General features: G+C 73.2%; 22 protein-coding genes. 20 read left to right on the top strand and 2 right to left on the bottom strand.

The window, feature by feature from the left end:
- Positions 1-13: 13 nt before the first annotated feature.
- The 3 genes from AB0N81_RS12695 (at position 14) to AB0N81_RS12685 (ending at position 2,565) form a co-directional block, all read left to right on the top strand.
- Complete coding sequence (locus AB0N81_RS12695) at positions 14-568, top strand: flavin reductase family protein (protein ID WP_365357777.1); 555 nt, start codon at positions 14-16, stop codon at positions 566-568.
- A gap of 56 nt (positions 569-624) precedes the next feature.
- Complete coding sequence (locus AB0N81_RS12690; RefSeq protein ID WP_365357776.1) at positions 625-1,104, top strand: nitroreductase/quinone reductase family protein; 480 nt, start codon at positions 625-627, stop codon at positions 1,102-1,104.
- Positions 1,105-1,179: 75 nt separating this feature from the next.
- Positions 1,180-2,565 (top strand): cation:proton antiporter, encoded by a 1,386-nt coding sequence (locus AB0N81_RS12685; RefSeq protein ID WP_365357775.1) that lies wholly within the window; start codon positions 1,180-1,182, stop codon positions 2,563-2,565.
- A 29-nt stretch (positions 2,566-2,594) separates the two neighbouring features.
- Here AB0N81_RS12685 and sigJ read toward each other — a convergent pair whose 3' ends face one another.
- Complete coding sequence (gene sigJ / locus AB0N81_RS12680; protein ID WP_365357841.1) at positions 2,595-3,512, bottom strand: RNA polymerase sigma factor SigJ; 918 nt, start codon at positions 3,510-3,512, stop codon at positions 2,595-2,597.
- Between the two features lie 370 nt (positions 3,513-3,882).
- Here sigJ and AB0N81_RS12675 point away from each other — a divergent pair, with 370 nt between their 5' ends.
- From AB0N81_RS12675 to AB0N81_RS12605, 15 genes are all read left to right on the top strand, one after another.
- Complete coding sequence (locus tag AB0N81_RS12675; RefSeq protein WP_365357774.1) at positions 3,883-4,509, top strand: hemerythrin domain-containing protein; 627 nt, start codon at positions 3,883-3,885, stop codon at positions 4,507-4,509.
- 293 nt (positions 4,510-4,802) lie between these two features.
- Positions 4,803-5,072, top strand: coding sequence for an acyl carrier protein (locus AB0N81_RS12670; RefSeq protein ID WP_365357773.1), 270 nt, complete (start codon positions 4,803-4,805; stop codon positions 5,070-5,072).
- A gap of 30 nt (positions 5,073-5,102) precedes the next feature.
- Positions 5,103-5,885: an SDR family NAD(P)-dependent oxidoreductase gene (locus AB0N81_RS12665; protein WP_365357772.1), complete on the top strand. Its 783-nt coding sequence runs from the start codon at positions 5,103-5,105 to the stop codon at positions 5,883-5,885.
- 49 nt (positions 5,886-5,934) lie between these two features.
- On the top strand, positions 5,935-6,870 hold the full coding sequence (locus AB0N81_RS12660; RefSeq protein ID WP_365357771.1) for an aromatase/cyclase: 936 nt from the start codon (positions 5,935-5,937) through the stop codon (positions 6,868-6,870).
- A 2-nt stretch (positions 6,871-6,872) separates the two neighbouring features.
- Complete coding sequence (locus tag AB0N81_RS12655; protein ID WP_365357770.1) at positions 6,873-8,498, top strand: FAD-dependent monooxygenase; 1,626 nt, start codon at positions 6,873-6,875, stop codon at positions 8,496-8,498.
- A gap of 3 nt (positions 8,499-8,501) precedes the next feature.
- Positions 8,502-10,181, top strand: coding sequence for a tryptophan 7-halogenase (locus tag AB0N81_RS12650; protein WP_365357769.1), 1,680 nt, complete (start codon positions 8,502-8,504; stop codon positions 10,179-10,181).
- 59 nt (positions 10,182-10,240) lie between these two features.
- Positions 10,241-11,878 carry an FAD-dependent monooxygenase gene (locus AB0N81_RS12645; protein ID WP_365357768.1) on the top strand — a complete coding sequence of 546 codons (1,638 nt, stop codon included), beginning with the start codon at positions 10,241-10,243 and terminating at the stop codon, positions 11,876-11,878.
- On the top strand, positions 11,875-12,777 hold the full coding sequence (locus AB0N81_RS12640; protein ID WP_365357767.1) for an alpha/beta fold hydrolase: 903 nt from the start codon (positions 11,875-11,877) through the stop codon (positions 12,775-12,777). Before AB0N81_RS12645 ends, AB0N81_RS12640 begins: the two co-directional genes overlap by 4 nt.
- 55 nt (positions 12,778-12,832) lie before the next feature.
- A complete protein-coding gene (locus AB0N81_RS12635; RefSeq protein ID WP_365357766.1) occupies positions 12,833-13,237 on the top strand; it encodes an acyl carrier protein in 405 nt (134 codons plus the stop codon).
- 4 nt (positions 13,238-13,241) lie between these two features.
- Positions 13,242-14,795, top strand: coding sequence for an acyl-CoA carboxylase subunit beta (locus tag AB0N81_RS12630; RefSeq protein WP_365357765.1), 1,554 nt, complete (start codon positions 13,242-13,244; stop codon positions 14,793-14,795).
- Between the two features lie 14 nt (positions 14,796-14,809).
- A complete protein-coding gene (locus AB0N81_RS12625; protein WP_365357764.1) occupies positions 14,810-15,031 on the top strand; it encodes an acyl-CoA carboxylase subunit epsilon in 222 nt (73 codons plus the stop codon).
- An 85-nt stretch (positions 15,032-15,116) separates the two neighbouring features.
- Entirely contained in the window at positions 15,117-15,602 is a 486-nt protein-coding gene (locus AB0N81_RS12620; protein WP_365357763.1) for a nuclear transport factor 2 family protein, read from the top strand.
- 141 nt (positions 15,603-15,743) lie between these two features.
- Positions 15,744-16,418 carry a TetR/AcrR family transcriptional regulator gene (locus AB0N81_RS12615; RefSeq protein WP_365357762.1) on the top strand — a complete coding sequence of 225 codons (675 nt, stop codon included), beginning with the start codon at positions 15,744-15,746 and terminating at the stop codon, positions 16,416-16,418.
- Entirely contained in the window at positions 16,415-16,942 is a 528-nt protein-coding gene (locus AB0N81_RS12610) for an anthrone oxygenase family protein (protein ID WP_365357761.1), read from the top strand. The genes AB0N81_RS12615 and AB0N81_RS12610 overlap by 4 nt, the downstream gene beginning before the upstream one ends.
- Positions 16,943-17,039: 97 nt before the next feature.
- Positions 17,040-17,351 carry a DUF1330 domain-containing protein gene (locus AB0N81_RS12605; RefSeq protein WP_365357760.1) on the top strand — a complete coding sequence of 104 codons (312 nt, stop codon included), beginning with the start codon at positions 17,040-17,042 and terminating at the stop codon, positions 17,349-17,351.
- 11 nt (positions 17,352-17,362) lie between these two features.
- Here AB0N81_RS12605 and AB0N81_RS12600 read toward each other — a convergent pair whose 3' ends face one another.
- Positions 17,363-18,151, bottom strand: a complete 789-nt coding sequence (locus tag AB0N81_RS12600; RefSeq protein WP_365357759.1) for a helix-turn-helix transcriptional regulator — start codon at positions 18,149-18,151, stop codon at positions 17,363-17,365.
- 123 nt (positions 18,152-18,274) lie between these two features.
- Between AB0N81_RS12600 and AB0N81_RS12595 the strand changes: the two genes are divergently transcribed.
- Positions 18,275-19,012, top strand: coding sequence for an SDR family oxidoreductase (locus AB0N81_RS12595; protein WP_365357758.1), 738 nt, complete (start codon positions 18,275-18,277; stop codon positions 19,010-19,012).
- Positions 19,013-19,020: 8 nt separating this feature from the next.
- Positions 19,021-19,623 carry a hypothetical protein gene (locus AB0N81_RS12590; RefSeq protein ID WP_365357757.1) on the top strand — a complete coding sequence of 201 codons (603 nt, stop codon included), beginning with the start codon at positions 19,021-19,023 and terminating at the stop codon, positions 19,621-19,623.
- The last annotated feature ends 59 nt before the right edge of the window (positions 19,624-19,682 follow it).

Here is a 19,682-nt window from a genome sequence, read left to right as displayed (position 1 = left end):
TCAGGAGGCGTGCATGACCGCGACGCCGACCAACACCCAACGACAGCAGCAGGCGGCGCCCATCGACGGCAAGACGCTGCGCAGTGTGTGCGGCCTGTTCGTGACCGGCGTGACCGTGATCACCAGCGGCAGCGGGGACCGGGCGGCCGGCACCACCGTCAACTCCTTCACCTCCGTCTCCCTGGACCCGCCCCTGGTGCTGTTCTGCCTGCACCAGGCCTCCCGGCTGCGCGCGCTGGTGGAGGACTCCGGCGCGTACACCGTCAACTTTCTGGCCGGCCGGCAGGAGCCGCTCGCCTGGGCGTTCGCGGGCCGGCACACCGCGGCCCTGCAGGACGTCGAGCACCGCTACTCCACGGTCGGCGTGCCGGTCCTGAGCCAGGCCATGGCGTTCTTGTCCTGCCGCCTGGTCAACGCCTTCGAGGGCGGCGACCACACCATCTTCGTCGGCGAGGTGGCCGAACTGGGCGTGCCGCGCGCCGACACCGAGCCGCTGATCTTCTTCCGCGGCTCGATGGGCGCCCTGGAGGACGAGCCGCGCGGCCCGCACCCCATGTTCGACAGCTAGGAACCGATCGCGGTTCACGGCCCGTGCAACGACCCGACCAGCAAAGGGAGTCGTGGATGTCCGGCACCACCCCAACCCCAGCCTCCGACACCAGCCCGCCCTCCGGTACCGCCGGGGCCTCCGGTGTGTCCGTGCAGCGGCGTCTGGCGCGTTTCAACCGCAGGGTCGCCAACCGTTTCGTCGGCCCGGTCCTGACCCGCATGCCGGGCTTCGGTGCCGTCGTGCACCGCGGCCGCAAGTCCGGGCGCGCCTACCGCACCCCCGTCAAGGTGTTCCGCAAGGGCCCGTACTACGTGATGTCCCTGCCGTACGGGCCGCAGTCGGACTGGGTGCGCAACACCGTCGCCCACAACGGCTGCGAGCTGCGCACGCTGGGCCGGCGCATCCAGCTGAGGGATCCGCGGGTCTACGTCGACGAGAAGCAGACGGTCGTCCCGGCCCCGCTGCGGCCTCTCCTGCGCCGTTTCAAGGCCTTCGACTTCATCGAGCTGCGCCCGGTGGCCGCCCCCGGGCAGCGGCCCGCGCGGCGTCCCTGAGCGCTGCCCCCTGTGCCGTGCCGCGCGCCGGCGGTGTACCGCGCTCTGTTGTGTTCCGTTGTGTGTGGAGGCGAGATGGCATCGGGCGAGGCCCTGCCGCTGGAAGCGATAGTCCTGATCGATGTGGCGATCGTCCTGCTCGCGGGGGCGGCCATGGCCCGCTGCGTGCGCAGGCTGCACCAGCCGCCGGTGATCGCGGAGATCGCCGTGGGCATTTTGCTGGGCCCCAGTCTGCTGGGGCTGCTGCCGGGCGATCTGCCCGCACGGATCTTTCCCGACGAGGCCCGGCCGCTGCTCGGCGCCATCTCCCAGGTGGGTCTGGTGCTGTTCATGTTCCTGGCCGGCTGGGAGCTGGATCTGACCCGGCTGCGCGGGCGGGGGCGGGCGGTGGGGGCGCTGGCCGCGCTGGCCATGGCCGTGCCGTTCGCGCTCGGCGCGGGCGCCGCGGCCCTGCTGTACTCCTCGCAGAGCAGCCAGGAGGTCGGCACCGGCACCTTCGTCTTCTATGTCGGCACCGCGTTCTCCATCACCGCCTTCCCGGTGCTGGCGCGCATCATCCGCGACAGCGGCCTGTCCACCTCCCGGGTCGGCACGCTGGCCATGGCCTGCGCGGCGATCGGTGACGTGGTCGCCTGGTGCGTGCTGGTGCTGGTGGTCGCCGTGGCGGGGGCGGGCGGCACCGGCGAGTTCTTCTTCGTGGTGGCCCTGACGGTGGCCTACGGTCTGGTGATGGCCTTCGTGGTGCGGCCGCTGCTGGCCCGGGTGCTGCTGCGCGGGCCGGGCCGCTCCGAGCGGGGCACCCTGCTGGTGCTGATCGTCTCGGGGGTCTTCGTCTCCTCGTTCGTGACCTCGTGGATCGGGATCCACGCCATCTTCGGCGCGTTCGCGTTCGGTCTGGTCATGCCGCGGCGGCGCGCTCCCGAGCTGCATCATCAGGTCGAGGCGCCCATCGAGAAGGTCTCCGCGCTGCTGCTGCCGGTGTTCTTCGTCGTCACGGGCCTCTCGGTGGACATCGGCGCGCTCGGCTCCTCGGGGCTGCTCGCCCTTGCGCTGATCGTGGTGACCGCCGTGGTGGGCAAGTTCGCCGGGGCGGCCCTGCCCGCCCGTCTGGCGGGGCTCGGCTGGCGGGAGGCGACCGCGTTCGGGGCGCTGATGAACACCCGCGGCCTGACCGAACTCGTCATCCTGGGCATCGGCCGTGAACTGGGCCTGATCTCCGCGCAGATGTTCACCATGATGGTGGTGATGGCCCTGGTGACCACCGCCATGGCGGGCCCGCTGCTGCGGCTGCTGGGAATGAGCGCGCACCCGCGCGAGCGCGGCGCCGGGCGTGCACCGGAGGAGGGCGCACCCGAGGAGAGCGCGGCCGAAGGCGTGGTGGGCGCCGGGGCGTCGGTGGCGGTGGCCGCGGGCGGGCGCAGCGAGGGCGCCGAGGCCGCACCGGGCCCGCGCCCGGCCTGAGCGCCCGTCCTTGGACCCCTGCCCGCGGCTCACTCCTCGGTGTCCGGGCCCGAGCGGACCCGCGCGAGCTTGTCGGGGTTGGTGACGGCGTAGATGCCGCGCACCTGGTCGCCGCTGGGCGTGAGGTCCATGACGATGACGGCGTAGGGCGACTCTTCCGAGAACACCACCGCCGAGGCGTCGCCGTTGACGTGCCGGTAGTGGATGTCGATGTCGTTGGGCGCCTGTTCGGCGTATCCGGCCAGCATCCGGCAGACCTTGTCGCGGCCGATGACCGGCCGCAGGCCCGCGGTGCGCACCTTGCCGCCGCCGTCGGTCCACATGGTCACCTCGGGGGCCAGCATCTCCATCAGCGCGTCGAGGTCACCGCCGAGGGCCGCGGCGACGAAGCGCTGGGCGACCTCCTTCTGGACCTGCGGGGTGCTCTCATAGCGGGGCCGGCGCGCCTGGACGTGGGCGCGGGCCCGGTGGGCGAGCTGGCGCACCGCGGAGGGGCTGCGGTCCAGGATGCAGGCGATCTCGGTGTGCGCGTAGCCGAACACCTCGTGCAGGACGAACACCGCCCGCTCCAGCGGGGTCAGTGTCTCCAGGACCACCATCATGGCCATCGACACCGACTCGGTGCGCAGGGCCTGTTCGGCGACGTCGGGTGCGCTCTCCTCGGCGTCCTTGGTGAGCAGCGGTTCGGGCAGCCAGGGCCCCACGTACGTCTCGCGCCTGCGGGTGATCGCGTCCTTGCGGGCCAGGGCGTGGTTGACGGCGATCCGCACGAGGTAGGCTCGCGGGTTCTCGATCGGCCGGTGCGGTGAGCGGCTCTTCTTGCCCGACCACGACAGCCAGGTCTCCTGCAGGACGTCCTCGGTGTCGGCGACCGATCCGAGCAGGTTGTAGACGATGGAGAAGAGCAGTTCCCGGTAGCCGACGAAGACCTCGGTGGAGGCTTCCATGATGTCGTCCGCGGCGTCTTCGCCGGTGACGCTCTCGCCCATGACGTTCCCGTCGGTGACGTTTCCGTCGGTGACGTTTCCGTCGTTGACGTTCCCGTCGGCGTCTTCGCCGGTGAAGACCTCGTCGGTGAAGTCTTCTTCCGCACTGTCGGACATGGTGCACCTCCCGTGTGACGCGCTCGCTACTGAGAGGACCCGGCTCCTGGGAGTGTGACATCCGCCGCGCCGGATGTGTTTCAGCTCACAGAAGGGGCCGTCGATGTCACAGACGGCCTCGCCGTTCCCCTCTCGTTCGCGAGGGCATCCGGCCGCGAGTTATCTCAATGGTTGACCGGCGGGGGCCGGTCGTCGACGAAAGGAACGGCACACCATGGCAGTTGCACAGCAGGCCCCGATCAACTTCGCCGTCATGTACGCGACGCACGATGCGTTCAGGCGTGACCTCGAACGGTTCGCGGCGGCCGTGGCGTCCGGCCGGGCCGGCACGCCCCAGGTCCGGGCCGGCTGGGAGAACTTCAAGCGTCAGCTGCATGTGCATCACACCGTGGAGGACGCGGTGTTGTGGCCGCGGGTGGCCGCGCAGGTGAGCGACCGGCCCGATGACCAGAAACTCCTGGCGGAGATGGAGGCGGAGCACGCGCAGCTCGACGCGGTGCTCGCGGCCGTGGACACGGGCATGTCCGGCGGCGGCGCGGACCTCGGTGAGCGCGTGGACCGTCTGGCGCAGGCGCTCGGCTCCCACATGCGGCACGAGGAGGACGCGGCGCTGCCGCTGATCCAGGACGTGCTGACCAACAAGGACTGGGACGCCTTCCGCAGCGCCATGGCCAGGAAGCAGGGGCCCAAGGGGGCGGCCGTCTACATCCCCTGGGTCATGGACGGCCGGGATGTCGCCGAGCGCAAGCGGTTCCTGGACTGCATGCCCGCCCCGGTGAAGGTCCTCAACAAGCTGTTCTGGGAGTCGAGTTACCAAAAGCGCGGGCTGTTCTCCGCCTGATCCCGATGAACCGGCCGGCTCGGGTGAGCCGGTCCGCGAGCGGCCCCTGACGGGCCCCGCCCCTCGAGCGCGCCCCTGCCGGTGTGAATCCCCCGCCGCCGGCAGGGGCGTTCGGCGTGGGGGCGGGGCCCGCCGCGCGCCCTCCCTTTTCGCCCGTGGCCGTACGGAGCTGCCCGCTCCGTGCGGCCTTTGCGCTGCCCGCACTCGCACTCGCAGTCGCAGTCGCAGTCGCAGTCGCAGTCGCAGTCGCAGTCGCAGTCGCACGATCCGCCGATCCGAAGGGACCACCTTTCATGACCGCCTCTCAGTTCGCCCTCGCCGATCTCACGCGCATCCTGCGGGAGGGGGCCGGCGCCGATGACGGCACCGACCTGGACGGCGACATCCTCGACCGGGACTTCGACGACCTGGGCTATGAGTCGCTGGCCCTGCTGGAGACCGCCGGGCGCATCGAGCGCGAGTACGGCATCGCCCTGGACGACGACGTCTTCGCCGACAGCCGCACCCCGCGCGCCCTGATCGCGGCCGTCAACGGCCTGCTGTCCGCCTCCGCCGCCATCTGATTCCGCCCGCCCTCACAGGGAGAACCGATCATGCAGCAGGACAAGCGTGTCGCCCTCGTCACCGGTGCCACCAGCGGGATCGGCCTGGCCGTGGCCCGGCTGCTGGCCGAACAGGGCCACCAGGTGTTCCTCGGCGCCCGCACCGCGGAGAACGTGGTCTCGACCGTCAAGCAGCTGCGAGAGGAGGGCCTGGACGTCGACGGCGCCGCCCTCGACGTGCGCTCGGGGGCCGGGGTGGCCGCGTTCGTGGCCGCCGCCGTCACCCGGTTCGCAGCCGTGGACGTACTGGTCAACAACGCGGGCCGGTCCGGCGGCGGGGTCACCGCCGACCTGGAGGACGCGCTGTGGGACGACGTCATCGACACCAACCTCAACAGCGTCTTCCGGATGACCCGTGAGGTCCTCAACGCCGGCGGGATGCGGCACAAGGACCGCGGCCGGATCATCAGCATCGCCTCCACCGCGGGCAAGCAGGGCGTGGTGCTCGGCGCCCCCTACTCCGCTTCCAAGCACGGCGTCGTCGGCTTCACCAAGGCCCTGGGAAACGAACTGGCGCCGAGCGGCATCACCGTCAACGCGGTCTGCCCCGGCTATGTGGAGACACCGATGGCGCAGCGGGTGCGCCAGGGCTATGCCGCCGCCTACGAGACGAGTGAGGAGGCGATCCTCACCAAGTTCGAGGCGAAGATCCCGCTGGGCCGCTACTCGACGCCCGAGGAGGTGGCCGGCCTGGTCGGCTACCTGGCCTCCGACACCGCCGCCTCCATCACCGCGCAGGCCCTGAACGTCTGCGGCGGCCTCGGCAACTTCTGATCCGGCACCGGCCGGCCCCCACCAGTCAACAGACCAAGGAGAGTGGACCATGACGACGCGTGAGGTCGAGCACGAGATCACGGTGGCGGCCCCGGCCGAAACCGTCTACCGGCTGATCGCCGAGGTGGAGAACTGGCCGCGGATCTTCCCGCCCACCCTCCACGTCGACCAGGTCGAAAAGGGCGGGCGCAGCGAGCGGATCCGGATCTGGGCGACGGCCAACGGCGAGGCCAAGCAGTGGACCTCGCGCCGCACCCTGGACCCGGAGAACCTGCGGATCGGCTTCCGCCAGGAGGTCTCCGCCCCGCCGGTCGCGGCGATGGGCGGCACCTGGCTGATCGAGCCGCTGGCCGCGGACAGCGCGCGGATCCGGCTGCTGCACGACTACCGGGCCATCGACGACGACCCGGCGGGCCTCACATGGATCGACGAGGCCGTCGAGCGCAACTCCCTCGCCGAGCTGGCCGCACTGAAGGAGAACGTCGAACTGGCCCTGGCCGATGAGGAGCTGACGTTCTCCTTCGAGGACAGTGTGCAGGTCGCGGGCAGCGCCAAGGACCTGTACGACTTCGTCAACGAGGCGGGCCTGTGGGCCGAGCGGCTGCCACACGTGGCCAGCGTCCGCCTGGAGGAGAACACCCCGGGCCTGCAGCGCCTGGAGATGGACACCCGGGCCAAGGACGGCTCGGTGCACACCACCACCTCGTACCGCGTCTGCTTCCCTCACCACAAGATCGCCTACAAGCAGGTGACGCTGCCCGCGCTGATGACGCTGCACACCGGGCACTGGACGTTCACCGAGGGCACCGACGGGAGCACCACCGCCACCTCGCAGCACACGGTGGTCCTCAACACGGCGAACATCGCGCGGATCCTGGGCGCGGACGCCACGGTCGCCGACGCCCGGCAGTACGTGCACGGCGCGCTGTCCGCCAACAGCCGGGCCACCCTGGGCCATGCCAAGGACTACGCGGAGAAGCGCTGACCATGGCCGTGGATGTGCTGGTGAGCGACGTCGTCGTGGTGGGCGCGGGGCCGGTGGGGCTGATGCTCGCCGGTGAACTGCGCCTGGGCGGCGCCGACGTGGTCGTACTGGATGAGCGCGAGGGCCCCACCACGCAGTCGCGGGCCTCGACGCTGCACGCCCGCACCATGGAGATCTTCGAGGCGCGGGGCCTGCTCGGCGCGCTGGGCACACCGCCGTGCCAGGCGCGCGGGCACTTCGGCGGGGCGCCACTGGATCTGACGCTGCCCGGCAGGTTCCCCGGGCAGTGGAAGGTGCCGCAGACCCGCACCGAACAGCTGCTGGGCGACTGGGCCAAGGGGCTGGGCGCCCGGCTGCGGCGCCGGCACACGGTGCGCGCGGTGCGCGCCGGCGAGAAGGGTGTGGAGGTGGTGGCGGCGGGGCCCGGCGGTCCGGTGCGGGTGCGCGCCCGGTATCTGGCCGCCTGCGACGGGGAGCGCTCCACGGTGCGCCGGCTGCTGGGCGCCGCCTTTCCGGGCCAGGACGCGGGGCGTGAACTGCTGCGCGCCGACGTCGCGGGACTGGACATCGCCGAGCGCCGCTTCGAGCGGCTGCCCGCGGGCCTGGCCATCGCGGCCCGGCGCGCGGACGGGGTGACGCGGGTGATGGTGCACGAGTTCGGCGTGCGGGCCCAACCGCGTACCGGTGAGCCGGAGTTCGCCGAGGTGTGCCAGGTGTGGAAGCGGGTCACCGGGCAGGACATCAGCGGCGGGCAGCCGCGGTGGGTGAACTCCTTCGGTGACGCCTGCCGTCTGCTGGAGCACTACCGGCACGGCCGGGTGCTGTTCGCGGGCGACGCCGCCCACCAGCAGATGCCGGTCGGCGGGCAGGCCCTGAACCTGGGCCTTCAGGACGCGGTCAACCTCGGCTGGAAGCTGGCCGCCGTCGCCCGCGGCCGGGCGCCGGAGGCGCTGCTGGACAGCTATCACGGCGAGCGGCACGCGGTGGGCCGGCGCGTCCTGGACAACATCCGCACCCAGGCGCAACTGCTGCTCGGCGGCGCCGAGTCGGCCTGTCTGCGCACGCTGCTGGGCGAGCTGCTGCCCAAGGAGGACGTCCGCCGCCACCTGGCCGCGATGATCTCCGGTCTCGACGTGCGCTACGACATGGGGGCCGCGCCCGCGACCCATCCGCTGCTGGGCGCCCGCCTCCCGTACGCCCGGCTGTCGTCCGGTCAAAAGACGCTGGACAGCGCCGACTTGTGGCGGGACGGGCGGGGGGTGCTGCTCGCCCTGGGCCCGCGGGCCGAGGGCCTGCGGGCGGTGGCCGCGCCCTGGCAGGGCCGGGTGACCTGGGTGGCGGCGCACTGCGCCGATGCCGAGGAGCCCGGCCCTCTGCACGGCCTCGACGCGCTGCTGGTGCGTCCCGACGGGCACATCGCCTGGCTGCGGCCGGACCAGGACCAGAGCCCGGACCAGGACCAGGGCCGGGACCAGGACCGGGACCAGGGCCGGGGCCGGGACCAGGGCCGGGAGGTGGCGCTGCGTGCGGCGCTCGCCCGCTGGTTCGGGAGCCCGTCGGCCCGCCGTCCGGCGCCCCCTGCCCCCTCTGCCCCTCTGCCCGTGACGTCCCCCGCTTTTGGAGAGTGAGCCATGAACACCACCGACCGCACGCCCGAGGACCACGAGGACCACGAGGACCACGAGGACCACGAGGGCCACGAGCTCTACGAGGGCAATGAGGGCCACGAGGGTTATGACGTGGCCATCCTCGGCGCGGGCATGGCGGGCGGCCTGCTGGGCGCGGTGCTGGCCCGCAACGGCGTGAAGGTGCTGCTGATCGACGCCGGTGTCCACCCGCGCTTCGCGGTGGGCGAGTCGACGATCCCCTACACCTCGGCCATGACCCGCATCGTCGCCGAACGCTACCGGGTGCCGGAGATCGAGGCGCTGGCCTCCTTCCGCGGCGTCCAGGACAAGGTCTCCCCCATGTCGGGGCGCAAGCAGAACTTCGGCTTCGTCTACCACCGCCAGGGCCAGGACCAGAACCCCGAGGAGATCAACCAGCTGGTGGTGCCCGAGTGGCAGCGCACCGAGAACCACCTCTTCCGCCAGGACACCGACGCCTACCTCTTCCACCTGGCGGTGCGCTACGGGGCCACACCGCTGCTGGGCACCCGGATCGCCGACATCGAGACCGGCCCGAAGGGGGTGCTGCTGCGCTGCGCCGAGGGCCGCGAGCACCGGGCGAAGTACCTGGTGGACTGCGGGGGTTTCCGCTCCCCCGTCGCCGAGAAGTTCGCGCTGCGCGAGGAGCCGACCCGGGCCCGCCACCACTCGCGGTCCCTGTTCACCCACATGGTGGGCGTCACCCCCTACGACCAGGCGCCCTCGGCCGCCGGGCACAAGCAGCCCAGCCCCTGGCACCACGGCACGCTGCACCACGTCTTCGACGGCGGCTGGCTGTGGGTGATCCCCTTCGACAACCACGAGGGCGCCCTCAGCCCGCTGTGCAGTGTGGGCCTGACCCTGGACGAACGCACCCACCCGGTGGGCGAGGCGACGCCGCAGCAGGAGTTCGACGCGTTCTTGGCGCGCTTCCCGCAGATCGCCGAGCAGTTCACCGGCGCGCGGGCGGTACGCCCGTGGGTGAGCACCGGACGCCTGCAGTACTCCTCCACGCAGACCGTCGGCGAGCGCTACTGCCTGACCGCGCACGCGGCCGGGTTCACCGACGCGCTGTACTCGCGCGGCCTGACCAACACCCTCGAAGTGGTCAACTCCCTTGCCTGGCGGCTGATCGAGGCCTCCCGCGACGGCGACTGGTCCACCGAACGCTTCGCCTACATCGACCGGCTCCAGCAGGGCCTGTACGACGTCCACGACGATCTCGTCTACAGCTCGTTCGTGGGCTTTGGCCACTACGACCTGTGGAACGCGGTGCTGCGCGTGTGGGAGGCGACCAGCATCATGCCGACGATGACCGTCGAGCGGGCCTACCGCAGGTTCATGGACGGGCACGACGAGCAGATCCTGCGGGACCTGGAACAGACCAGCACGCCGGGCCTGCCCTCCCCCGTGGGCGAGGACATCAGCGCGCTGCTCGCCTTCACCCGCACCACCTGCATGGCCGTCCAGGCCGGCGAGCTGGCGGCCGGCGAGGCGGCCCGGCGCGTCTTCGCCCGGGTGCGCGAAGCCACGTTCCTGCCGGCGCCGTTCGAGCTCGGCGACCCGGACAACCGCTGTTTCGAGGCCACCCCCGAACTGCTGGGGCAGGCCCTGGAGTGGGGCCGCACCCAGGCGCCCCCGCACATCGCCCGGCTCTTCGGCTGAGGCATGGCGACCGTTGACGCGGGCCGGGCATCGCACCGGACATCGAAGGAAGGTCCAGCATGGACGCGGACGTGATCGTGGTCGGGGCGGGCCCCACCGGGCTGATGCTCGCCGGAGAACTGCGCCTGGGCGGGGCGCACGTCATCGTGGTGGAACGCCTGGAACAGCCCACCGGGCAGTCCCGCGGGCTGGGATTCACCGCCCGCGCGATGGAGGTGTTCGACCAGCGCGGGCTGCTGGCCCACTTCGAGGGCCTGGAGGTGGCGCCGCTGGGCCACTTCGGCGGCGTGCAGTTCGACTACACCGTCCTCGAGGACGCCCACTTCGGTGCGCGCGGCATCCCGCAGTCGCGCACCGAGGACGTCCTGGAGCGGTGGGTGATCTCCCTGGGCGCCGATCTGCGGCGCGGCTGGGAGTTCCTCGAACTGGAGGAGGGCGCCGAGCAGGTGGAGATCACGGTCGCCACCCCGCGCGGCGTGCAGCGGCTGAGCGCAGCCCACCTGGTGGGCTGCGGCGGCGGCAGCAGCGCGGTGCGCAGGGCCGCCGGGTTCTCCTTCCCCGGCACCGGCGCCACCCGCACCATGTACCTGGCCGATGTGGCCGGGTGCGCGCTGCGGCCCCGGTTTCTGGGCGAGCGCCTGGAGCACGGCATGGTGATGGCCGCGCCGCTGGGCGAGGGCGTGGACCGCATCATCGTCGTGCCCGACCGGGCCCCGGCCCACGAGCACGAGCGTGCGGTGTCCTTCGCCGAGGTCGCCGAGGCCTGGCGGCGGATCACCGGGGAGGACATCAGCGGCGGCCGGGCCCACTGGGTCAGCTCGTTCACCGATGCGACGCGGCAGGTCACCGAGTACCGGCGCGGGCGCGTGCTGCTGGCCGGGGACGCCGCGCACATCCACCTGCCGGCCGGCGGCCAGGGCCTGAGCACCGGCGTGCAGGACGCCGCCAACCTGGGCTGGAAGCTGGCCGCCCACGTGCGCGGGAGCGCCCCGCACGGCCTGCTGGACACCTATCACGAGGAGCGGCACGCGGCCGGCGCACGCCTGCTGATGAACACCCGGGCGCAGGGCATGCTGTTCGTCGGCGGGCCCGAGATGGACCCGCTGCGCGCCCTGTTCGGCGAACTCATCCAGTACGACGACGTCAAACGGCACCTGGCCGGGCTGGTCAGCGGCGTCGACATCCACTACACGACGATGCCCGGCGAGCATCCCCTGGTGGGCCGCCGCCTCCCGCCGCGCACCCTGCACGGTGCGCAGGGCCCCACCAGCACCATGGAGCTGCTGCACCCGGCGCGCGGGGTACTGCTGGACCTCGCCGACAGTGCGGTGCTGCGCGCGGCGGCGGCGCCCTGGCAGGAGCAGGTGCACACCGTGACGGTGCGCCCGGACGGGCAGGACACCACGCTGGGGGGCACGGCCGCGCTGCTGGTGCGCCCGGACGGCTATGTGGCCTGGGCCGCACACGACGGCGGGGCCCAGGCCGCGGGCCAGACCGGCGCCGGGGCCGCGAGCGTGAGCGGGGCCGGGGGTGCGGGTGCGGGTGCGCCCGACGCCCCGGCCCCGGCCGGGGCCGTGAGCGGGGCCGGCGGTGCGGATGTGGCCGGGCTGCGGGCGGCGCTGGAGCGCTGGTTCGGGCCGCCGCGTGCGGGCGGTGGCCGGGCCCGGTCCGGCACGGCACAGGTGCGGGTGCCGTGAGCGGGCCGGTGCCCCGCTCCCGCGGCGTGCGGGGCATCACCCTGGACGCCGCGGGCATCGCGCTGTCCGCCCTGCTCGGCACGCCGCCGGGCGCGTCGCCGCGGGCCACCGTGCTGGCCCTGCACGGCGGCGGCATGAGCGCCGCCTACTTCGACGGGCAGGCGCACCCCGACCAGTCCCTGTTCGCCCTGGGCATGCGCCTGGGCTATCAGGTGCTGGCCCTGGACCGGCCCGGCTACGGCGCCTCGGCCGGCGCGCTGCCCCGGGGCCAGACGCTGGCCGCGCAGGCCCGCACGGTGCGCGCCGCCCTGGCCCGCTTCGCCGCCGAACACGAGGTGGGCGCGGGCGTGTTCGTGCTGGCCCACTCCTACGGCGGCAAGCTGGCGCTGACGTGCGCGGCCGGGCCCGCGCTGCCGGCCGCGCTGCTCGGCCTGGACATCTCCGGCTGCGGCCACCGCTTCGCCGTGCCCGCCGCCCAGCTGCCCTCGGCGGCCGGGCACGGGCACTGGCGGCACAACTGGGGTGCGCTGCGGCTGTATCCGCCGGACACGTTCCGCGGCTGCGCGGACATGGTCACCACCATGCCGGTGCGCGAGCGCGTGGAGGCTCGGCGCTGGCCCGCCTCCTTCGCGCGGCTGGCGGCGCGGGTGCGGGTGCCCACCCGGCTGACCTTCGCCGAGCACGAGGCGTGGTGGCGCCACGACGAGGCGGCCCTCGCCGAGCTGCGCGCCCACCTGTGCGCCGCCGAGCCCCTGGTGGTGGACCGGCAGGCGGACGCGGGCCACAACATCAGCCTCGGCTGGTCGGCGCGCATCTACCACCTGCGGGCCCTGGCCTTCTTGGAGGAGTGCCTGGCCCGGCGTGCGGCCGCGCCCGCACGCCGGGCCACAGCCGCCTGAACCCCGCCCGCCCGCACCGGGCCTCGCCCGTACCGCGTGCGGGCACCGGCACCACGTGCCCGCGAGCACCACGTCATCGCCCGCACAGTCCCGCGCCCTCGCCCCACTCGACGGAAGCGACACGACCATGGCTCCCTGCGACCCTTCTGTGCTGTTCGTCTGGCCCACCGACCTGCCCGCGCTGCGCTTTTCGGACCGTGAGCGGCGTACCCGGGCCGTCCGGATCTGGCTGTGCCGGGCACTGGGGGACGCCCTGGGCGTGCCCCCGGCCCACCGTGTGCACGCCGACCGGCCGCTGCGCGACCTGGGAGTGGACTCCCTGCTCGCGCTGCACCTCAAACGGCGCCTCGAGCTGGCCCTGGACGTCCGGCTCAAGGCGCACGACCTGCTGCGCGAGGACTCGCCCGCGCAGCTGGCGGCGCAGCTGGCCGAGCTGGCGGCGCGGCCCGGGGAGGAGTGAAGCGATGGACAGCCCACACAACGCCGTCGAGCAGCTGAGGCAGATCAAGGAAGAGGTGCGGGAGGGCCCCGATGCGGCGGCCACCGAACGCCAGCACGCCAAGGGGAAACTGACGGTGCGTGAGCGCGTCGGGCTGCTGCTGGACAAGGGCAGCTTCCGGGAGGTGGAGGCGTTGCGCCGGCACCGGGCCACCGGCTTCGGCCTGGAGGCCAAGAGGCCGTACACCGACGGGGTGGTCACCGGGTGGGGCACGGTGGAGGGCCGTACCGTCTTCGTCTACGCGCACGACTTCCGGATCTTCGGCGGCGCGCTCGGCGAGGCGCACGCCACGAAGATCCACAAGATCATGGACATGGCCATCGCGGCCGGCGCGCCGCTGGTCTCCCTCAACGACGGGGCGGGCGCCCGCATCCAGGAGGGCGTCTCGGCGCTGGCCGGCTACGGCGGCATCTTCCGGCGCAACACCAAGGCCTCCGGGGTCATCCCGCAGATCAGTGTGATGCTCGGCCCGTGCGCGGGCGGCGCCGCCTACAGTCCGGCGCTGACCGACTTCGTGTTCATGGTCCGTGAGACCTCGCAGATGTTCATCACCGGGCCCGACGTGGTCAAGGCGGTCACGGGCGAGGAGATCAGCCAGAACGGGCTCGGCGGCGCCGACACGCACGCCCGGACCTCCGGCGTGGCGCACTTCGCCTACGACGACGAGGAGACGTGCCTGGCCGAGGTCCGCTACCTCATCTCGATGCTGCCCTCCAACAACCGGGAACTGCCGCCGCGCACCCGCGGCGAGGACCCCGTGGACCGGCAGTGCCCGGCCCTGCTGGAGGTGGTGCCGGGCGACGGCAACCGCTCGTACAACATCCGCGAGGTGATCGAGGAGGTCGTCGACGACGGCGAGTACCTGGAGGTGCACGCCGCCTGGGCGCCGAACCTGGTGTGCGCCCTGGCCCGGCTGGACGGCGCCACGGTGGGCATCGTCGCCAACCAGCCCGCCGCCATGGCCGGGGTCCTGGACATCCGGGCCAGCGAGAAGGGCGCGCGGTTCGTGCAGTTCTGCGACGCCTTCAACATCCCCCTGGTCACCCTCGTCGACGTGCCCGGCTTCCTGCCCGGCGTCGACCAGGAGCACGAGGGCATCATCCGGCGCGGCGCCAAGCTCTTGTACGCGTACTGCAACGCGAGCGTGCCGCGGATCTCGGTGGTGCTGCGCAAGGCCTACGGCGGCGCGTACATCGTCATGGACTCGCGTTCCATCGGCGCCGACATCGCGCTGGCCTGGCCCACCAACGAGATCGCCGTGATGGGCGCGGAGGGCGCCGCCAACGTCGTCTTCCGCCGCGAGATCAACGCCGCCGACGACCCGCGGGCGATGCGCGCGCAGAAGATCGAGGAGTACCGGCGCGAACTCGTCCACCCCTACTACGCCGCCGAACGCGGCCTGGTCGACGACGTCATCGACCCGACCGGGACCCGGGCGGCCCTGATCAGCGCCCTGTCCATGCTCGAGGCCAAGGACGCGGGCCTGCCGCGCCGCAAGCACGGCAACCCCCCGCAGTGAAGGAGAGCCACCCCATGAGCCAGGAACCGTCCGCGGCGCTGCTGGTGCGGGTCGAGCGGGGCGATCCCACCCCGGAGGAACTCGCCGCGCTGATCGCGGTGCTGCGGCTGCGGGCGGCCGCCGGCGCCGGGCCGGACGCGCGGGGGCCCAGGGCCCCGGCGCGCTGGTACCGGGCGCAGCCCACCGCCTTCGAGCCGCGGGCCTGGCGCAGCAGCACCTTCCGGCGTGCCGCCTGAATCCCCGCCCGTACCCCCTGACCCCGGGGGGTGCCCCCCTGTCCGGCGTGCACGGGCCTGCCGTTCACCGAAGAAAGGACCGACCATGACCCTGCTGGAGGACGACGCCACCATGGCGGCGCTGCGCGATCAGCTGCGACTGCTCAACGACCGTCTGGAGGTGGTCCAGTTGTGTGACCGCTACGTCATGCATCTGGACAAGGACCGCTCCCACGACGCCTGGCTGTCCTCGGTGTTCACCGACGACGTGCACCTGACCTTCCCCTTCGGGGAGTTCAAGGGCATCGAGGGGCTGGCCGGGTTCCAGGAGACGGCGCGCACCACGTTCGCGCGCACCCATCACCTGTGCGCCAACCACGTCGTGGACCTGGACGGGGACAGCGCCGGGGTGCGGGCCCACCTGATGGCCGTGCACGTGCGCGACGGAGACGAGCCGGCCGGGCACTTCGACATCGGCGGACACCTGGAGGCACAGACGGTACGCACCGAACACGGCTGGCGCATCCGCCGGTTCACCTTCGACCTGGTGTGGCAGTCGGGCCGGGCACCGGCGGCGAAGACGGGCGGCTGAGCGCGGTGCGCGCAAAGGCGGTGGTGCGGCCGGCGCCGCACCACCGGCACCAGCCGCACCACCGGGCACGGATGCACCACCGGGCACGGATGCACCACCAGGCACCGGCCGGCCGGTGCCCGTCCGCGGAAGGGTGAGTGAATGTCCACTTCGGTACGCGCGTACCCGACCAGGGCCCGTCTCCTGGACGCCGCCGAGCACCTGCTGCGCGACCGGGGCCTGGCCGCGGCCACCACCAAGGCCATCGCGGCCGGCGCGCAGTGCTCCGAGGCCGCCCTGTACAAGCACTTCACCGGCAAGGGCGACCTGCTGGACACGCTGCTGCGCGAGCGGCTGCCGATGGCGGGCCCGCTGCTTTCCGGCGCCGTGCGCGACGAGGACGCCGAGGCGTGCTGTGTGCGCCTGGCCCGCCAACTGGTGCGGTTCTACGAGCAGTCCATGCCGCTGCTCGGCGCGCTGCTCGCCGACCGGGCCCTGCTGCCCGCCCCGCGCCCGCTGCCGCACGCCACCGCGGCCACCGCCGACGAGCTGCTGGAGGCGGTGGTGCGCCCCCTGCACGCGCTGCGCGAGCGCGGCCGCATCCGCGCGGACGCGGATGTGCGGGCGGCGGGCGCGCTGCTGCTGGGCGCCTGCTTCCAGCGCGCCGCGCCCACCCAGGTGGCGCCGCGCGGCCGGCCGTGGTCCGCCGAGGAGTTCCCGGCCGCCGTGGGCCGTGCCGTGGCGGCCTCCCTGACCGCCGTGCGCGGGGCGGCGCCGCACCTGATAGCACACGACAACCTCGCCGAACACCCCGCCCCTTGCAAGGAGTTGGAATGACACACAGCCCCCTGGCCACCGTCGCGCGTTTCGCGGGCCTGATCTTCGCGGGGATCTTCGCCGGGTTCCTCGTGGCCGTCCTCGTACTGGAGACCTCGCTGCGCGACTACGACGCCAAGGTGTACGCGCAGGTGCGCCAGGTCGAGCTGGACGCCCTGGACACCCTGGCCTCGGCCACCCTGATCCCGGCGATCCTGGCCACCGTCCTGCTGGTCGTCGTCTCGCGGCGCGCGCGGGGCCGGCAGCTGTGGCTGCCGGTGGCGGCGCTCGCACTGCTGCTCGTGGTGCTGGTGGTGTCCCTGACCATCAATTTGCCGATCAACGGCGACCAGAACGACTGGGACGTGGCGGCGCCGCCGTCGGACTGGGCGGACGTGCGCGATGAGTGGCAGAGCGCGCACGTGGTGCGGGTGGTCGCGGCCGTCGGCGCGTTCGCCGTGCTGATCGTCTCCGCCCTGACGCGTGCGGCGGCCCCCGCGGCCGCCCGCGGCGTGTCCGCCCCCGTCTCCGCCGGCCGCCGCTGACCCGGCGGGCCCCAACGACGGTCCCTTCGCGCCCTTCGGGGCGCGGAGGGACTTTTTTATGCCCCCGTATCCGTGACATGCGAGAGAGGACCGCGAGATGACCGCGTACGTCATAGCCGAAGCCCAGCTCACCGGGGACGCCGAGGAGGTGGCCGCCTACAGCACGCAGCTGGCGTCCACCCTCGCGCCGCACGGCGGCCGCTACCTGGTGCGCGGGGCACCCCGCCAGGTGCTGGAGGGCGAGGGGCAGGCCTTCACCGGGGTGATCGAGTTCCCGAGCGCCGAGGCCGTCGGGCGCTGGTACGACTCGCCCGCCTACCGGGCGATCGCGCCGCTGCGCATCCGCAACACCCGGGGCCGGATCCTGGTCTTCGACGGGGTGCCGGCCGAGGAGGCGCCCGCCTCCTGAAGCCGTCAGCGTCAGGTGACTTCGGAGTAGATCACCAGTGTCTGCTCCGGCGCTTCGGCCAGGTGGAACGCGGTGTAGGCGAAGTCGAGCGTTCCGCGTCGCGGGCAGCGCAGCCGTTTGTGTCCGCTGTGCCGGGCCTGCACGTCGTACCGGGGCCACCAGGTGCGCACGTGCGCGCTGTCGGCCTGCAGTTCGTCGATGAGCCGGGTGTAGCGGGGGTCACCGGGGTGGCGTGCGGCCTGCGTGCGCAGCCGGGCGAGCAGGCCGTGCGCCTCGCTCTCCCAGTCGACGACCACCTCGCGGGCGGCGGGCTCCAGGAACACCCAGCGGGCGAGGTTCGCGGGCCGGCCCGCCGCCGCGGTGAGGTTCGGGAACAGCTCGTCGGCGGCCCGGTTGCTGCTGAGCACGTCGTAGTTGCCGTCGATGATGTAGGCCGGGTGCGGTTGCAGCAGCAGCGGGACGGCCGCCACCTCGGCGGCGAGCGGCTCGGGTGCTGCGGCCTTCGCCTCGGGCGCGTGACCGGCGAGCCGGAAGAGGTGGCCGCGCTCGTGCCCGTCCAGGCGCAGCACCGAGGCGAGGGCGGCGAGCACCTGGTCCGAGGCGCGGATGTCGCGGCCCTGCTCGAGGTAGGTGTACCAGGTGGCGCTGATGCCGGCGAGCAGCGCGAGTTCCTCCCGGCGCAGGCCCGGGGTCCGGCGGCGGCCGGTGCGCGGCAGCCCGACCTCGTCGGGGGTGATCCGCTCTCTGCGGCTGCGCAGGAACGCGCCCAGCTCACGGCGCCGCTCAGGTTGTCTGTCCACGGTGGATGCCTCAGTTCCAGAATAAACACGCTCTGGATACCAGGGTAGGGCCGGCGCAGACTCGGGGTGCCGGTGGGGCGTGTGGCTCTCACCGGGATTCGACGAGGGAATGAGGAAGACGCCGTGTCGGGAATCGACGGGAAAGTTGTGGCGATCACGGGAGCCAGCAGCGGCATCGGCGAGGCGACCGCGCTGCTGCTGGCCGGGCGGGGCGCGCGCCTCGTGCTGGGGGCGCGCCGCTCGGAGCGTCTGGCGGAGCTGGTGGCGCGGATCGAGGAGGCGGGCGGCACGGCGGTGCACATCCGCACGGATGTGACCCGGCGCGAGGACCTGCACGCCCTGGTCGCCCTGGCCGGCGAGCGGTTCGGCCGGCTCGACGTCCTGGTCTCCAACGCCGGGGCCGGCACGATCTCGCCGCTGGACGATCTGCGCGTCCAGGAGTGGGACCAGATGGTCGACGTCAACATCAAGGGTGTGCTGCACGGCATCGGCGCCGCGCTGCCGGTCTTCAGGGCGCAGGGCGCGGGCCACTTCATCACCACCGCCTCCACGGCCGCGTTCCGCGTCGTGCCGGCCATGGCGGTCTACGCCGGCACGAAGGTCGCGGTCCGCGCCATCTGCGAAGGTCTGCGCCAGGAGGCCGGCAAGGAGGTGCGGGTGACCACCGTCTCGCCCGGCGCGGTCGCCACCGACTTCGCCGACGCGTCATCCAATACGCGGGTCAGAGCGCAAACCGCGCAGATGCGGGACCGCATCGCGATCTCGCCCGAGGCGATCGCGCGGGCCATCGCGTTCGCCGTCGAGCAGCCGGCGGACGTCGACGTGAACGAGATCGTCGTGCGGCCCGCCGCCCAGAACTGAGCGCCTGGGTGCGCGCGCCGGGCACGGTGGACGCCGGGCCGGGCGCGGTGGACGCCGGGCCGGGCGCGGTAGACGCCGGACCGGGCGCGGTAGACGCCGGGCCGGACGCGGTGGGCGCCGGACCGCCGGGCACGGTGGACGCCGGACCGGGCACGGTGGACGCCGGACCGGACGCGGTGGACGCCGGACCGGGCACGGTGGACGCCGGACCGGACGCGGTGGACGCCGGACCGGACTCGGTGGACGCCAGACTGGGCACGGTAGACGCCGGACCGGGCACGGTAGACGCCGGACCGGACGCGGTGGACGCCGGACCGGACTCGGTGGACGCCGGACCGGGCGCAGTGGGCGCCAGACCGAGCACGGTAGACGCCGAACCGGGCACGGTGGACGCCAGACCGGACGCGGTGGGCGGCCGCGCCCTCGTCCGCGGTCCGCAGGGCCTGGCCGGCCGGGGCCGTGTGGTGTGCGTCGTGGGCCTCCCCGGGCCTGAGAACCTGCTCGCCGAGTGGGACGTGAACGCGGCCTCCCACTCGTCTTCGTCAGCCCCGGCCGGGCGAAGCTCGCGGCCCTCGGCCGACTGGTCGGCCGGGGCAGGCTCCGGCCGGTGACCGGCGCCGTACTGCCGCCGGCCGGCCTCGCCCAGGCGCACACGCTGCTGAAAGGCGGC

The organism is Streptomyces sp. NPDC093510 (assembly GCF_040683555.1).
Lineage (GTDB): Bacteria > Actinomycetota > Actinomycetes > Streptomycetales > Streptomycetaceae > Streptomyces.
The sequence above is the reverse complement of the archived record's forward strand: the minus strand, read 5'-3'. Positions and strand labels throughout refer to the sequence as shown.